Source organism: Borreliella bavariensis PBi (assembly GCF_000196215.1).
Taxonomy (GTDB): Bacteria; Spirochaetota; Spirochaetia; order Borreliales; family Borreliaceae; genus Borreliella; species Borreliella garinii.
The window spans coordinates 422,149-439,083 of sequence record NC_006156.1 but is presented as its reverse complement, the minus strand read 5'-3'; the positions used below and the strand labels follow the sequence as shown (position 1 = coordinate 439,083).

The window sequence follows — 16,935 nt, the reverse complement described above, 5'->3', positions numbered from 1 at the left end:
TTTTATATTTTAAACATTGATTTTATTTTTTATGTTTTTAGATGTTCATTTTTTTGAATGTTTTATTCAAATAATATAAAAAATAAAATATATATTGACATGGATTAAACAAAGATATATATTATTCTATGTTGCATAAACAAATTGGCAAAATAGAGATGGAAGATAAAAATATGGTCAAAGTAATAAGAGTCTATGGTGAATGCCTAGGAGCTTTAAGGCGAAGAAGGTCGTGGTAAGCTGCGAAAAGCTTGGGGGAGAAGCAAACATTTATTGATCCCAAGATTACCGAATGGAGTAATCCAGCTAGCAAGATGCTAGCTATCTATTATCTAAATAATAGAGGCGATACCAGGGGAAGTGAACCATCTAAGTACCCTGAGGAAAAGAAATCAAAGAGATTCCCTTAGTAGTGGCGAGCGAAAGGGGAGTAGCCCAAACTTTAAATGTGTCAAGTTGCAGAGCGTTGCATTTATAGGGTTGTAGGACGTTTAAGCTTAGTCTGTGATAAGCAAAAAAGTTACAAAATATTTACATAGAAGAATAATCTGGAAAGTTTAACCAAAGAAGGTGATAGTCCTGTAATTTAAATGTAAATATCTTTTTAAAATGTTCCTGAGTAGGACGAGGCACGAGAAACCTTGTTTGAAGCTGGGGAGACCACTCTCCAAGGCTAAATACTAAAAAGCTACCGATAGAGAAGAGTACCGTGAGGGAAAGGTGAAAAGAACCCCGGGAGGGGAGTGAAATAGAACTGAAACCGTAGACTTACAAGCAGTCAAAGCCGCGATTTATTGCGGTGATGGCGTGCCTTTTGCATAATGAACCTGCGAGTTATCATGTCTAGCAAGATTAAAGCATTGAAGTGCTGGAGTCGAAGCGAAAGCGAGTCTTAAAAGGGCGATTTAGTTAGATGTGGTAGACCCGAAGCCGAGTGATCTATTTATGGCCAGGCTGAAGCTTGGGTAAAACCAAGTGGAGGGCCGAACTCTAGTCTGTTTAAAAAGGCAGGGATGAGCTGTGAATAGGAGTGAAAGGCTAAACAAACTCGGAGATAGCTGGTTCTCCCCGAAATGGATTTAAGTTCAGCCTTATTTTAGTTTAATGGAGGTAGAGCACTAATTGAGCTAGGGCCTGTCAAAGGGTACCAAACTCAGTTAAACTCCGAATGCTATTAAATAATGAATAGGAGTGAGGCTATGGGCGATAAGGTTCATAGTCGAGAGGGAAACAACCCAGACCAACAGCTAAGGTCTCAAAAATGTGTTAAGTGGAAAAGGAGGTTTAGGTACGTAAACAGCCAGGAGGTTGGCTTAGAAGCAGCCATACCTTTAAAGAGTGCGTAATAGCTCACTGGTCGAGTACTTAAGCGCCGATAATGTAACGGGGCTAAACACATTACCGAAGCTTTGGATCTTGACGAAAGTTAAGATGGTAGGGGAGCGTTCTGTAAGCCAGAGAAGTTAAGCTGGAAAGTTTGATGGAGGTATCAGAAGTGAGAATGCAGGTATGAGTAACGAAAAAATGGGTGAGATCCCCATTCGCCGAAAACCTAAGGTTTCCTGGGTAAAGGTCGTCTTCCCAGGGTTAGTCGGCCCCTAAGGCAAAGCTGAAAAGTGTAGTCGATGGGAAACGGGTTAATATTCCCGTACCTCTTATAGTTTCGATGGAGTGACGCATGAGGTTAACTACTGCTAGGCGATGGTTGTCCTAGTTTAAGCATTAAGGTTATGATCTTAATAGGAAAATCCGTTAAGAGAGCTGAGATGTGATGATGAGTGTTATTTAGGTAACATGAAATGTAGGTAGTCAAGGTGCCAAGAAATAACTTCTAAGGTTAGGCTATAAGGGACCGTACCGCAAACCGACACAGGTAGGTGGGATGAAAATTCTAAGGCGCGCGAGAGAATCCACGTTAAGGAACTCTGCAAAATACGTACGTAACTTCGGGATAAGTACGACCTAAGCAATTAGGTAGCATAAAAATGGTCCAAACGACTGTTTACCAAAAACACAGGTCTCTGCAAATCTGTAAAGAGAAGTATAGGGACTGACACCTGCCCGGTGCTGGAAGGTTAAGAGGAGATGTTAGTTTATTCGAAGCATTGAATTTAAGCCCCAGTAAACGGCGGCCGTAACTATAACGGTCCTAAGGTAGCGAAATTCCTTGTCGGGTAAGTTCCGACCCGCACGAATGGTGTAACGATTTGGACGCTGTCTCAACGTGGAGCTCGGTGAAATTGAAGTATCGGTGAAGATGCCGATTACTTGTGGTTAGACGGAAAGACCCCGTGAACCTTTACTATAGCTTGGTATTGAGATTTGATTAAATATGTGTAGGATAGGTGGGAGACTTTGAAGCTATCTCGTTAGGGGTAGTGGAGTCAATCTTGAAATACCACCCTTGTTTAATTAGGTTTCTAACTTATAGAAATATAAGGAGAGTGCCAGGTGGGTAGTTTGACTGGGGCGGTCGCCTCCTAAAGAGTAACGGAGGTGCGCAAAGGTTACCTTAGAGTGGTTGGAAATCACTCTGTAAGTGTAAAGGCATAAGGTAGCTTAACTGTAAGACTGACAAGTCGAACAGATACGAAAGTAGGTCTTAGTGATCTGGCGGTGGCAAGTGGAAGCGCCGTCACTTAACGAATAAAAGGTACTCCGGGGATAACAGGCTTATCCTTCCCAAGAGTTCACATCGACGGAAGGGTTTGGCACCTCGATGTCGGCTCATCGCATCCTAGGGCTGGAGCAGGTCCTAAGGGTATGGCTGTTCGCCATTTAAAGCGGTACGCGAGCTGGGTTCAGAACGTCGTGAGACAGTTTGGTCCCTATCTGCCACAAGCGTTGGATATTTGAGAGGAGCTATCTTTAGTACGAGAGGACCGAGATGGACGAACCTCTAGTGTACCAGTTATCCTGCCAAGGGTAAGTGCTGGGTAGCTACGTTCGGAAAGGATAACCGCTGAAAGCATCTAAGTGGGAAGCCTTCCTCAAGATGAGATATCCTTTAAGGGTCCTGGAAGAATACCAGGTTGATAGGTTAGAAGTGTAAGTATAGTAATGTATTAAGCTCACTAATACTAATTACCCGTGTCTTTGGCCATATTTTTGTCTTCCTTATAAAAACCCTGGTGGTTAAAGAAAAGAGGAAACACCTGTTATCATTCCGAACACAGAAGTTAAGCTCTTATTCGCTGATGGTACTGCGAGTTCGCGGGAGAGTAAGCTATTGCCAGGGTTTTTATTTTATACTTTAAACATTAATTTTATTGTGTATACTTATTTTTACACATTAGTAAAACTATTGTATTTTAAATAAGGGAATTTTAAAATAACATGAAAAAAGCAAATTTTTTAAGTATTAATTTTTTAATTTTGCTTTTGGTTTGCTTTTTTAACGTTAATTTATTTTCTAAGGATATTTTCAAGTTTAAGCTTGTAGGGCAATATTTTCCTTTTTACTATAAGAATGGTAAAGGAAAATATGAAGGGCTTATTTTTCCTATTTTAGACAAATGGGCAAAAGATAATAATTTTGATATTAGAGTTGAAACTATTGACAATTTAAATGAAAGTAAAATTGAAGACGACTCCATATATTTAGGATTAACTTATAGGTCAAAATTAAATGATTTATTTTATTTTAAAAGTGAGTTTTCGAGGAGCATTGCAATTTTATTTTCTAAAAGCTCTAATAAAAAATATAAAAATGCTCATTCACCATGGTTATCTAATTTTAATATAGGAGTTGTTAAAAATCCAATATATGAAGAATTCTTAAAACTAAGACGTGCTAACACTATTTTTTTGGTTGATAATGCTGAAGAGTTATTATTAGCTTTAAAAAATGATAAAGTTGACTATATATATGGCGATTGTAAGACTTTAGCTTATATTGCAAAGCGTTTTTTAGGTGAAGATCTTGCAATTTTTAATGGAGATATTTTTTATAGTATCAAAAATAGGGTGGCTATTAGTAGAAATGCTCCTGAGATAATAAAGAATTTAAATTTGGATTTGTTTTCGTATTTAATGGAAATACCCGATGAACATGTTTTTTCTTTTTTAGATAGTACTTCTAAGGGTAATTTTATTGATATTGGCTTATATAACGATTATCCCCCTTTAAGTTTTATTAATTCAAAGGGGAAGTTGTCTGGTATTTTAGTAGATTTATGGAATCTTCTTTCAAGGCAGCATATCTTTAAACCTATTTTCAAGGGATTTCCTAAAGAGGATATTAAAAAATCATTAGATGGAAAGTCAGTAGGCATTTTTGGAGGAATTATTAGTAATGATAGTGTATTTAAAAATGTTAATTATGTGGTAAGTAAGCCAATATATCCTCTTAATTTTAAATTTTATTCTAAAGGGTTAAGCAATAATGTTGGCCCAATAAATTCTCAGTTTATTGATTTTGATTTTAATAATATTCAATTAAATAAGAATCAAGATATTGTTAATAACTTTATAGATATTGTTAATAATTCATATGGGTTTATAGAAAATTCAATAACAACAAAATATTTATTAAAATTAAATGGATATAACGGTAGATTAAAATCTTACGATTCGATTTTTAATAAAAATAGATTTTTAGTATTAGCTATTGATAACAGGATTTATAAGGTTATTAAATATATTCTTAATTCTATATTTGATGATATTTCATTTGAATCTTTACTTCAAATAGATAAAAATTGGTTAGATAAAGAAGAGATTAATAGTTCTCGAATAAATAGTTATAAAATTATGAATAAGCTTAAATTCAATATAGAAGAAAAAATTTGGTTATTAAAAAATAATAAATTAAATCTTGCTGTTAAAAATTGGTATCCAATAGATTATGTTGAAGCAAATAATTATAAAGGAATAAATCAATTTTTGCTTGATAAGATTAGAATGTTTTCAGGGTTAGAATTTAACATAATTGAAACACATAGCATCTTAGATCTCAAAAAATTAATCAAATCTGGAAAAATCGATATGCTAAATACTAATGCGATCGATTCAAATTTAGATAATGTTTTTAATATAAAATTAAACTCTAGAATTCCACTTTATATTTTTTCAAATAAAAAAAGGGTGCTTCCATCTAGGTCTTTAGAGAGGTTTGCTGTACTTGATTTTTTGTATAATAAAAACTTGACTTCTAATATTAAATCAAAACTTATTTTGGTAAGTAGCTTTAAAGAAGCCTTACTTCTTCTTTATAAGGGAAAGATAGATGGGATTATTAGCGATGAGTATACAGCTGCCGCTGTTTTTGAAGAATTAAATGTTGCCGATGTTGAAAAACTTCCTACTTTTAGAGATTTGGCTTTTGATTTGAGTCTTGCTATTTATAATCAGGATTATATCTTGAAAGAAATTATTCAAAAAGTTGTTATTCGTTCAAACGTTGATAGTCAGAAGTATTTAAATGATTGGAAATTTGATATTTATTATAAATCCAAAGGCATTAGGTTTAAAAATTTCAAATTTTTAGTGTTAACAGTCATTATATTTTATTTTACTTTTTTAGGATTTGTAATAATTCTTATGTTTAAATTATCGTTTGAGCAGAAAAGAAAATATTTTTCTGTAATGAATGAAAAAAAGATTGCAGAATCTGCCAATACTGCTAAAACTATTTTTATAGCTAACATTAGCCATGATATTCGGACTCCCATTAATGGAATAATGGCGGCTACTGAGCTTTTGGATACCACTATTCTTACGGATGTTCAAAAAGACTATGTTAGGATGATAAATTATTCGTCTGATTCTTTACTTTCTTTGATTGACGATATATTGTATTTGTCTCAAATAGATGTCAATGAATTATATGTTGATAGTCAAGAGATTGATTTAGAGAGTGAAATGGAAATGGTTTTAAAAATTTTTCAATCTCAATGTGCAAAGAAAAATATTGATTTATTCTCTTATTCTAAATCTATTTTTAAGAATTATATAAAAGGTGACATTGTAAAAATTAAACAAGTTTTAATTAATTTAATAGGCAATGCTTTTAAGTTTACAGATGATGGTGTTATTGTTTTAAACTATGAAGAAGTATGTAGAACAAGAGTTGATGATAATAGAGTATTAGTTACAGTTGAGTTTAAGGTAATAGATACAGGTAAAGGTATTAAAAGGGAGAATCTTTCTAAGATATTTGAAATATTCAAACAGGAGGATGATTCTTCTTCAAGAGTCCATGAGGGTGCAGGACTAGGATTGTCAATATCTAGAGAGCTTATAAGGCTAATGGGTGGTCTTGGCATTGCTGTTGATAGTAAGGTGGGGGAGGGGGCAACTTTTTCATTTATGTTGCCTTTTTACTTAGGGGATGAGCTTAAAAGTGAAAGTTTATCAATCAATACATTTCAATTGATAAATAGTAATAATAAGGTTAAGGTATTGAATGTGCTCTTGAGTCAAAAATCTATTAAAATTTTTGAGCATTGTTCGACTTTGTTGGGCGAATCTTCTAATGTAGATTATGTAGCGTCTTTTGAGGATGCTTATAAATCCTTTAAGGAAGCCCCTTTTTATAATTTTGTTTTTGTAAATGTAAATAACGACAATATTAAAGAGAGTATTCGATTTGCTAATAATATTGAAAGACTAAGCCCTGATGTACAAATTATTTTTTTATTTTATTATTTAGATAATAAAGCTTTAAAAAATTTAAAATATATGTATGTTAAAAAGCCCTTAATGGGGCTTGGCATATCTTCTATTCTTTCTAAAAAAGAGTTTAAAATAGAAACGGATTTTGAAGATTTGGTTCCAATAGATAGTGCTTTTAAGATAAAAGGCCCTATTAATGTGTTAATAGCTGAAGATAATCAAGTAAATCAAAAAGTGTTGAAAGACATTCTCGTTGTAATAGGTATTAATGAAAATCTTATTGATGTTGTAGATGATGGATTAAAGGCTTTAAAATCTTTAAAAGAGAAACAATATAATATCTCTTTTATTGATATAAGAATGCCAAGATATGATGGATTTTCAGTGGCTAGAGAAATTAGAAAATTTGAAAAGGCAAAGAATTTAAAGCCATGTGTTTTGGTTGCTGTAACAGCTCATGCTTTGCAAGAGTATAAAGACCAGTGTTTTGAAAGTGGCATGAATGATTACATCTCAAAACCAATACACATAAGTTCAATTAAAATTATATTAAAAAAATATTTACAGTTTGAAGTTGATGATACTTGGGAGAATAAAGATTTGAATCAACCTGTTAATTTTCCTCATTTAGATATTAATAGAGCTTTAAAAGAATTAAATCTTTCATATGCATTATATTCTGAATTATGTAGAGGCCTTGTCGATTTTATCTCTATTAATATTATTGATTTAGAAAAAGCTTTTGATGAGGAAAATTTGCCTTTAATTAGGGACATATCACATTCAATATCTGGAGCTCTTTCTAATATGCGTAGCGAATTGTATAAAGATTTTAAAAAAATTGAAACAAGTAAAGATTCAATTTATGAGTTGAAAAAAATGTATTCTTTTGTAAAAGATGATTTATTGAGACTAATAAACAACATAAAGGAGAATGTTTTACTTGAGTCTGAGGTTATTAGTGAGAATAAGTTATACTTTAAAAACAATGATCAATTTTTAACCCTTCTCAACAAGCTTTTAATTGGTATTAAGACTAGAAAGCCAAAAGAATACAAAGAAATTCTTGAAAGCATTGAAAAGTATGTTTTAGACGATAATATTCAGATATTATTTAGTGATCTTCGCAGGAATTTAAGATTATATAGATTCGCTGAGAGCTCTAAGATTCTTAAAGAGATTATTGAAATGTTTAGTAATAAGAGATATTAGTAGTGGAAATGATAATTAAAGATAAAGCTTTTGAAGTAGAAAATCAGAAGCTTTTAATTGTAGATGATTCTCCAACCAATTTAGATTTATTGGTAAATATATTACAAGGTGCTTATGAGGTTGAAGTTGCAACAAATGGACTTGATGCTTTAAAGCAAGTTGAAAAAGATAGTCCTGATCTTATACTTCTTGACATAGGCCTTCCAGATATTAATGGCTATGAGGTATGTAGAAAGCTAAAAAGCGATCCTGATACTAAAGAGATCCCTGTAATTTTCATTAGCTCAAGAGGTTCTACAGACGCTCAACTTGAGGGATTTAACGTTGGTGGAGTAGATTATATTTTAAAGCCTTTTAATAGCCGAATAATTGATGCTAGAGTTAAGACACATCTTGAATTAAAGCGGTTAAGAGATTATTTTAAAAGCTTATCTAGAATTGATGGGCTTACTCAGATTCCAAACAGAAGATTTTTTATGGATAAATTTTCTAAGTCATGGATTAAAGCTTTAGAAAGTAAAGAAATAGTAATTGTTGGGATGTTAGATATTGATAATTTTAAAAATTACAATGATAATTATGGTCACACTAATGGTGATGAGTGTCTAAAATTGATTGCTAAAGCCTTATATAAGGTTTCTTTAAAATATAAAATAGATGTTGCTCGATATGGAGGAGAGGAATTTATTTTTTTCTCTGTTAATAAGAGTCTAAATGAAATGATTAGTATTATTAAAACAATGATTAATGATATAAAGTGTTTAAGAATAGTGCATGACCATAGTAGTACTTCTAACATTGTGACTGTTTCAATTGGTCTTGCTCAAGAAATTCCTATTGACAACAATTTCACCAATATCATAAAGCTTGCTGATAGCAAGCTTTATGAGGCTAAAGTTTCTGGAAGAAATCAGTTTAGATATTAAATTTATCTTTATTAGACTTTAGTATTTATAAGTTACAGAGATTCCGATAGAATCGTAGTAAAAATAGGAATTGCCAGTTGCTATTCTTTTTGAAACATCAGCTAGCCCAGCTGTGTTACTTGTGTATGTAGGATTTGTAGATAATTTTAATTGAAGGCCAATTGTTAAAGGTTTGACAACTTCAAAATTAGCAATAAGAGAAATATTGTGATAAAAAATATCACTTCCCCAACCTTTGTTTTTCCATGAGCTTATGTTTCTTTCTTTGCCAATTTGTGTTTTCCCTTCGTAAAGTAGTCCTATGGTGTTAAGGGGTATTGGCATTTTGTAAGCTAAAAGAGCGTAAGGCTTTATTAGCATGCCATTTATATTTTTGCCATCGTCTGCTTTATATTTCCAAAGTTGATCTTTATTTGCATGAGGATTAATTAAGTATGTAAAATCATTTCCAATAACTGTAATAATGTGTGTCCATTCCCCTTTAAAAATAGCGTTTAAATCAAATTGGAATCGTCCCCCTATTGTTATTTCTGAATAAAATTCAATATCATTTGAATATTTTCCATTTTCAATGTGCACACCAATCCCCTTAAATCCAAAAGCTTTCCAGCCCATACCAATTTCATTTGATACATATAAATTTAAAAAAGCAATAGGAGTAAAGCTTAGCATGCTTTTAAGCGAGATACTTACAGGAGATAATCCGATATTTAAATCGACTTCTATGCCATTGTTTTTAAAAAATATAGAATTAGGATTGTGTAAAGCTTTAAAATTTTTATAGTATCCTAAGTATGATATTAATTTTATTCCTCCCCAATAATTGGCTGGAATTTTTAAACTTGGTTCAATATTTTGGAAGTTGGGGTGTTTAAAGCTTTGTGAAAAGTTACTTCCACTTGTTCCTAGCTCATGGGGAGGGTAATAAGCCGATTGAAAATTAAAGTAAAAATATTCATTATTGAATTTTAAGTCGTGTTGATTTTGGGCAAGAACTATTTTTGCTTGCAAAAGAAGCAGCAAACAAAAGCAAATTTTTTTTATTTTAAATACCTTTTCCATTTATTTTTTTTACCTTTTCCATTTAATTTTTTTTTAACATTATTTTAATTATTTTTTTTTTAATTTCATCAATTTCAACAGATGCATCAACATTGTTAAGTCTAGAGCATTTTGAGTAAAATTCTATTAGTGGTTTTGTTTGTAATTTATATTCTTTAAGTCTTGTTTTTAAGCATTCTTCTTTATCATCTTCTCGCTGGTAAAGATCTCCTTTGCAAACATCGCAAATGCCATTTTTTTTTGTGGCTAAGGTATATATATTGAAAATATTGTTACAAGATTTACAAATTCTTCTTCCCGAAAGTCTTTTTATTACTAATTCTTCATTAATTAAAAAGTTTATTATTTTTACATTTGGCAAAAACTTATCAAGAGCTTCAGCTTGGCAAATATTGCGCGGAAATCCATCTAAAATAAAATTATCATTCTTTTTAATAGCTTTAATTTTATCTTTTACTATTTTGATTGTAATTTGGTCAGGGACCAGTTCTCCTTTTTCAACAATTTTTTTTATTTCTTTCCCAAGGGTTGTAGAATTTAAAATATTTTCTCTAAATAAATCTCCTGTTGAAATGTGATGGTATTTAAATTCGTTAGAAATAATTTTTGAAATAGTCCCCTTTCCAGAACCTGGAGGACCTAAAAATACAAGTCCCATATATATACTCCTGTGTAGATATTTATTGTTTTAAGGGTTTATTTGAAAACATTTAATAAAAATTTAAGCCCTACAATTGTTCCAATTGTAGATCCAAGGTTTACAAAAAGCACTATTAATAGAATTCTTGTAACTTTGTTTTTGAAATATCCTTTTGTTGTTGATAATTCTTCTTGTAGATTTTCAAAATCTTTGACCTTTGGTTTGTTTATGTAAGCTTCAACAAGTCCTGCTACCATGCCTGTTCCTATGAATGGTATTAAGGAAAATATTGGAGAGCCTATAACAGCTGTTAAAAATGGTAAAGGGTGAGATTTTAATAAGATGGCTGCAATGCCTGAAAAAAGAGAATTAGATATTATCCAAAGCTTTAAATTTTTGTAAGCAAAATCAAATCCTTTAAAATAAAAAGAGCTTACTATTAGTAGAATGATTGAAATTGCGATTAAGTAAGATAGCACTTTGCCAAATGAAAAATGTTTTTTAGGTATTTTGTCGAGTTCTTCAACGTTTATTATTTTTTTATTTTGGCTTATTTCTTTTAGAGTGCTCATGATTCCGTTTACATGACCTGCGCCTACAACGGCAAGAACGATGCCTGTTCCTTCAAGTATTTTATTTGTAATAAATTCGTCTCTTTCGTCAATCAAAACTTTTTTTACTTTGGGTATTTCTTTAGAAAGTTCTTCCATTACTTTTGAAAGAGCGTCCTGTTCTTTGAGTTTTTCGATTTCATCTTTTGTAAGTTTTGTATCTGTTAGGGAAAAAAGGCTTGAGATTATTTTTATTTTTTCAAATATCGGAATAGATATCCAAGCTCTTTTTAGAGTTGTTTCAATTTTTCTGTCAGCAAGAATTAGTGGAATATTGTGCTTTTTAGCTTTTAAAATAGCTGTTTTCATTTCTTCGCCAGGTTGTATTCCCTGTTCTTTTGCTAATTTTTTTTGAAAGTTGCTAAGAATGATGTTTATTATGAGAAAGAAAGCTTTTCCCTGTTTTAATGCTTTATCTATATCTAAGTTCCTCCATTTTTCATTTTCATCGGTGTTTAATATCGAATGATAGCGAGCTTCATCAAGTTCAACGGCAATATAGTCTGGCTTTAAGATTTCTATTAAATTTGCAGTATCTTCTGAGCTTTTTTTTGATACGTGAGCAGTTCCAAGTATGTATATTGTTTTATCGTGTATATTAAATTTACTTACATGGGAAAAATAGTCTTCTTTATTGGTGTTTCCTTTTTTGTTGTCCAAAAAATATTCCTTATTTAAAAAATTTAGCTATCAATTAGTATAGCTTTTAATAATTTTACCATATGGTTTAGTGGAACTATATAGTCTATATTGTTTTCTTTTATTGCTATTTTGGGCATTCCAAAAACCATGGAACTTTCTTTATCTTGCGCAATAGTTAGTCCCCCAGCTTTTTTTATATCACCAATTTCTCTTGATCCATCATTTCCCATTCCAGTCATTATTAGGGCAATTGCTTTATCTTTTGCAATTTCTGCAATAGATTGAAATAATACCCCAATAGATGGTTTGTGGCCATTTATATGTTTGCCGTCGAAGATTTGTATTTTATAGTTGCCATCGATTTTTTGAATTTTTGTATGATATCCACCTGAGCTTATGTATGCATGTCCTTGCTTTAATATTTCTTTATTGGCGGTTTCTTTTACCCTTATTTTGCAAAGATTATTAAGATTTTTTGCAAATTCTTCTGTAAATCCTTTAGGCATATGTTGAACAATTATTATTGGGGGGAAGCTTTCAGGTATTTCTGGTAATATTGATTTTAAGGCCACAGGACCCCCCGCTGATATTCCAATTGCTATTATGTCGAATTTTCTAAGTTTAAGTTTTTTTATTTCTTTTTCATTTAATATTTTTTCTTTTGTATGTTCTTCAAGTTTATTTAATGAAAAAATGTCATTTTTGTGATTTAAAAAAATTCTAGCTCCCTCATAGTTTTTTATTTTCATATCCTTATTGCAAACAATTTTGTTTTTTATAGATATTGATCCATAGGCCAAAAGAGAATTAATAATTTGTTCTTTTTTGATTTCATGTGATTTTTTATTTTTAGATACTAGTATAAGATCATCAGCGCCCTTTAAAGCAGCAATATTTATTAGGTTTTGATTTGAAGATGTGACTATAATTGGTATTGTTTTGTTTATATTATTTTTTTTCTCCAAAAAGAGAATATCTTTAATGTTATTTTCTTCTAAATTCATTAGTATTACTTCGGGGTTATGTTTTTTAAGCTTATTGGTTGCAAATTTGCCATTAGAAGCAGTTGCAATGACTTGGAGTTTGGGAGACGAATTAATAAGGTCTGATATAAGCTTTCTCTTTACAGCAAAGTATTCTATGATAAGTACAGAAATTTTTGTTTCCACCGTTATTTTTTCCCTATTTAATTCTTGTTAAATTATAACTTATATTTATTTTGTAATTTAAATTTTTCTTTTTGAGAGCCAGTATCTTTTTTTTCATATATTATTGCCCAAGGTGTTTTTAAGAATTTAAAAGGTAGGTTAAGCCCAAAAAGTGATTCTGAGTGTCCTATAAATAAATAGCCGTTTTTAGACATGTTATTGTAGAATTTTTTAAGTACTTTGATTTTTGATTTTTCATCAAAGTATATTAATACATTTCTACAAAAAATAACATCAATTTCTGAAAAATTGCTTTCAAAGTTTAGATTATGATAATCAAATCTTATGTGATTTTTAATTTCATGTTTAATTTTATACCCGTTTGAATGAGAATATATATAGTGTCGGTATTCTTTGGGAATATTTTCACATTTGTTTGATGAATAATATCCTTCTTTTGCTATCATCAAAGATTTTAAACTTAAATCAGAAGCAATAATAATAAAATCTATTTCTTTTGGAAGCTTTGATTTGAGTACAAATGCTAATGAATAAGGTTCTTCTCCTGTTGAGCATCCTGCAGACCAAATAATAATCCTATTTTTTTCTTCTATGTTTTTAATATTAATTAAATTAGGAATTACAAATTTTTCAAAAGTTTGAAAATGTAGAGAATTTCTAAAAAATCTTGTTAAATTAGTTGTAACTAGATCCAAAAAATATTCTTTTTTTAATTTTTCACTAATTATTAAATTATAAAGTTGTGATGGATTTTTAAGAGCAAGTTCTCTTACTGCGTCATTAATTCTGCTTTGAAGAACAAATTTATTTTTTTCGTCAAAGCGCATTCCACTGTTATTGTATATAAAGTCACAAAATTTTAAAAATAGTTTATCTTCAATTTCTAGCATTTTTTGGAACCTGCTTAATTATTATCTTTATAAATAAGTATTACCTATTTATAATAAATCTCTAGATAAGAATATTTTTTTTAAAAAAAATTGTAAAATTAACATAAATAATTTTATTATAAGATATTTATTTATAAAAAGGTTTTTGTTTATTTTAATTTATTTGCAGCAATAAATGAGGAATTTAATGAATGTTTAAAAAAAAATTTGCAAATGCCGATTTAATATATTTAAAAAGATTGAATGATGTTTAATAAGTTTAAAAGAATAATTTTTAGAGAAGACGTTAAGTATGAAATTTTTAGAAAATTTTTTCATATTTTTAGCTTAATAGTTTTATTTTTTTATGGAATAAATTTTTGGATAGGATTTTTTTCTAATATACTTTTTATGATTTTATATTTAAGTTCTGAAGTTTTTAGAATTACTAAAAAAAAACTACTTTTTTTTAAAACTATTTCAGACATAATATTAAAATCAAGAAAAATATTACCCAATAAAGTATCTTTTCCGCCTGTTTTTTTGTTTTTAGGCATATTGATATCATATTGCTTGGTTATGGAACCCTTTAATTATATTGGAATATTTTCAGTATGTCTTGGTGATGGATTTGCAAGTATTGCTGGAAAGTTAATTCCTTCTTTTAAGCTTGTAAACGGCAAAACGATTTCTGGTAGTCTTGTTGTATTTTGTGCTACTTTTTTTTCATATTATTATTTTTTCCCCTATTTGATAACAGCTTTAATTCTTGGAATTTTAGCAGTATTAGTAGAGCTTTTTGATGCTGATAATTATGATAATTTATTTTTACCTCTTATTGTTTCAACTTCGTCCTATTTTTTAACTTCTTTTTTTTATAGCCAGTAAAAGAAAATTTTTCCTGATTTTTTTAAGTAGATTGGTATACCAATTGAGATTGGGAGAAAAGCATAAGGTATTTTTAGCAAATTCAAGTAAATTCCACTTAATATTAAAAGCATTGAAACAAAAAGGAAAAAATAGTCAAAGTTTTTTTTTCTTAAAAAGGCTACTATAAAGTTTATTAAAATAAGCGACAAGAATGCGTCTATGTAAAATTTTGTACTTTTGATTTTAAGAATACCGTAGTTTTGGCTATTTTCGTACGAATTAATAGGCATTGTGTAACTATATATGCAAGCAAAGGTCAAAATAATGTAAATTGTATAATTTATTGATTTTATTTTGAAATCGCATATATATAAACTTAGAAAAAATAAATTTAATAATGAAAAAGTATTTACAAAAATGATAAATTTTGTAAATAAGTAATAACTTGAATTTAGGTTGTTTTTTAAAAAAAAATCTTCAGAGATCAAAATAGGCTCTAATGTATATGAACTGATAAAGCAATAGAAAAGTATAAATTGTATATTATTGGTTCTTTTGTAATTAATATATGACCAAAGTGAGCCTATGATTCCAGCAAAAAAGATGGCGAATTTATTAACCAATATTATAAAATTATTATTGTAAATTTCTAGAACATAATTTTGATAATTTCCATTATATTTTATTTTATAAGAGAAAATCAGTATAACTAGTGTTGCTAAAATAAAAATTATAAAGAGAAAGAGATTAATAGAAGCGTTTAACTTTGTAAATATTGATTTCATTTAAACCTCCAAGAATGCGTGGTTTTTATTTTTTTGATATTTTTTTTAATTTTTGAATCAAGTTTTGCAAAAAAATCTATTTTTGTTTTTTTTTCAATTAAATCTACGTTGACAACGTAATTTTTCAAATTCAAGTCTTTTGCTTTTTCATTTGGGATAATAAAAGAGATTATGTCATAAAAATTTTTATTATTAATTGCTAGTACTATTTTATAAAAATTTTTAGGTATCAAAATTTTGTTTTTACCAATAAATCCTTTATTTTCCGTTAAAATTCCAGCACTTATGATATATATATATCCTTTTAAGATTGCCCATTCTCTTACTAATTTTTCAAGTTTTAGCCAAATCCCAGAATTAAATTCGCTTTTTTGGGGTGACATATTTGATAAAAAATATGTATCTTTCATTGCATTTTCAGAAAAAGACATGTCTGCAGAACTTACTATGTGTCCTCTGTCATAACCGCTTTTAAAGTAATCTTCAAGTTTTGGAAAAATGCCTTTGATATTGGTGTCTTCAAAGAATTTAGGACTCCTTTTAATTTTTTTTGATTTTAACAAAGTTAATGCTAGTTCCACCATTTCTCTTTTAAGCGGATAAGCAGCCCATTCGGATTGTCTTGCGCTTTCAGCATATCCCAAGGTATAGTGTTTTTTACTTATTATTTGGGTAGTAAGATATCCTTTAGGTATTAATTGGGATTCTTTTATTGGAATAGATTTTGTAATTTTAATATATTTATTTTCTATTATCTCTAAATAGTCATTAATTTTGTGTTTAATTTGTTTTAGGACTTTTGGATTTAAGGAAAAAAATAAAAATCCTGCTAGACATAAAATATAGCAGTAAAGAAAAAATTTTGATCTTTTTTTCATGTTTCCATCTCTTTTTCGTCCTTAAGATTATATCTAATAGTGAAATTAAAAGAAATGTTAAATGTATCTAAAAATAAAAAATCAATTTTAAAGTCTAATCCCATTAAAGGGATTGCCTTTTTAGTAGAAATTTCAATAAACATATAAGGCTCTAGCACATAAGGCAATTTTTCATAAAATTGAATGTCTCCTATAAAGTTTGTAGATAAGTAAAAACGACCACCTATGCCAATAGTAGAGCAAAAATATTTTGTTTTTTTAATTAAGTTTGCAATGTGCCAGTTTATTCCTCCTCCAATATAGGATTTAAAGTATTGCATTTCTTTAGGGATATTAAGGGTTTCCCTTGTTAATATCATAGCAACGATTAAAAAATCAAAAGTATTAATAGAGAATGTGTAGTAAGGTCTAAAAATAAGATGTTTAGTATTTGAATTTAGGAAAAATCCAATTCCAATTCCAATCCCTGTTGAATATGTGAATCCTCTTTCTGGATTAAAGAAATTGGAGCTTTGTTTGGATTGATTATTTTTTTCATTGGTATTGTCTTCTTCATTTGCAAGTGCATTTAAAGTGGAAATGATGAGCAATGTTAAGGAAATATAAATGTTTGGATTTTTTTTCATAAACAGATTATTTTAAATAATATAAAAATT

General features: G+C 29.6%; 11 protein-coding genes and 2 rRNA genes. 5 read left to right on the top strand and 8 right to left on the bottom strand.

The features are described 5' to 3' along the window. Nucleotides 1-175 precede the first annotated feature (175 nt). The 4 genes from BG_RS02070 to rrp1 all read left to right on the top strand — a co-directional run bounded on the left by BG_RS02070 (nt 176) and on the right by rrp1 (nt 8,753). Nucleotides 176-3,104: ribosomal RNA gene (locus tag BG_RS02070) — 23S ribosomal RNA — on the top strand. A 23-nt stretch (nt 3,105-3,127) separates the two neighbouring features. Next, nucleotides 3,128-3,238 (top strand): 5S ribosomal RNA (gene rrf, locus BG_RS02065). Nucleotides 3,239-3,336: 98 nt separating this feature from the next. Then, nucleotides 3,337-7,827: a response regulator gene (locus tag BG_RS02060; RefSeq protein WP_011193745.1), complete on the top strand. Its 4,491-nt coding sequence runs from the start codon at nt 3,337-3,339 to the stop codon at nt 7,825-7,827. A 2-nt stretch (nt 7,828-7,829) separates the two neighbouring features. Continuing rightward, the gene (rrp1, locus tag BG_RS02055) at nt 7,830-8,753 is read left to right on the top strand and encodes a cyclic-di-GMP-producing response regulator Rrp1 (protein ID WP_011193744.1); all 924 of its coding nucleotides are present in this window, start codon (nt 7,830-7,832) and stop codon (nt 8,751-8,753) included. 18 nt (nt 8,754-8,771) lie between these two features. On the opposite strand, the gene BG_RS02050 is transcribed toward rrp1, so the two are convergent. The 5 genes from BG_RS02050 to BG_RS02030 are packed head-to-tail and all read right to left on the bottom strand — an operon-like array spanning nt 8,772 to nt 13,767. Continuing rightward, nucleotides 8,772-9,815: a hypothetical protein gene (locus BG_RS02050; protein WP_011193743.1), complete on the bottom strand. Its 1,044-nt coding sequence runs from the start codon at nt 9,813-9,815 to the stop codon at nt 8,772-8,774. 22 nt (nt 9,816-9,837) lie between these two features. Beyond that, a complete protein-coding gene (locus tag BG_RS02045) occupies nt 9,838-10,473 on the bottom strand; it encodes an adenylate kinase (RefSeq protein WP_011193742.1) in 636 nt (211 codons plus the stop codon). 38 nt (nt 10,474-10,511) lie between these two features. After that, on the bottom strand, nt 10,512-11,726 hold the full coding sequence (locus tag BG_RS02040) for a TraB family protein (RefSeq protein ID WP_011193741.1): 1,215 nt from the start codon (nt 11,724-11,726) through the stop codon (nt 10,512-10,514). Nucleotides 11,727-11,749: 23 nt separating this feature from the next. Beyond that, entirely contained in the window at nt 11,750-12,877 is a 1,128-nt protein-coding gene (locus BG_RS02035; protein WP_011193740.1) for a chemotaxis protein CheB, read from the bottom strand. A 32-nt stretch (nt 12,878-12,909) separates the two neighbouring features. After that, nucleotides 12,910-13,767: a protein-glutamate O-methyltransferase gene (locus BG_RS02030; RefSeq protein WP_011193738.1), complete on the bottom strand. Its 858-nt coding sequence runs from the start codon at nt 13,765-13,767 to the stop codon at nt 12,910-12,912. 246 nt (nt 13,768-14,013) lie between these two features. Between BG_RS02030 and BG_RS02025 the strand changes: the two genes are divergently transcribed. Next, nucleotides 14,014-14,634, top strand: coding sequence for a diacylglycerol/polyprenol kinase family protein (locus BG_RS02025; RefSeq protein WP_011193736.1), 621 nt, complete (start codon nt 14,014-14,016; stop codon nt 14,632-14,634). On the opposite strand, the gene BG_RS02020 is transcribed toward BG_RS02025, so the two are convergent. Genes BG_RS02020 through BG_RS02010 form a run of 3 tightly spaced genes read right to left on the bottom strand, consistent with a single transcriptional unit; the run spans nt 14,622 to nt 16,905 of the window. Then, on the bottom strand, nt 14,622-15,401 hold the full coding sequence (locus BG_RS02020; RefSeq protein ID WP_011193735.1) for a hypothetical protein: 780 nt from the start codon (nt 15,399-15,401) through the stop codon (nt 14,622-14,624). The two genes, BG_RS02025 and BG_RS02020, sit on opposite strands and share 13 nt — an antisense overlap. Continuing rightward, nucleotides 15,398-16,279, bottom strand: coding sequence for a DNA/RNA non-specific endonuclease (locus tag BG_RS02015; protein ID WP_011193734.1), 882 nt, complete (start codon nt 16,277-16,279; stop codon nt 15,398-15,400). The genes BG_RS02020 and BG_RS02015 overlap by 4 nt, the downstream gene beginning before the upstream one ends. Further along, the gene (locus tag BG_RS02010) at nt 16,276-16,905 is read right to left on the bottom strand and encodes a hypothetical protein (protein ID WP_011193733.1); all 630 of its coding nucleotides are present in this window, start codon (nt 16,903-16,905) and stop codon (nt 16,276-16,278) included. The genes BG_RS02015 and BG_RS02010 overlap by 4 nt, the downstream gene beginning before the upstream one ends. Between the last annotated feature and the right edge of the window lie 30 nt (nt 16,906-16,935).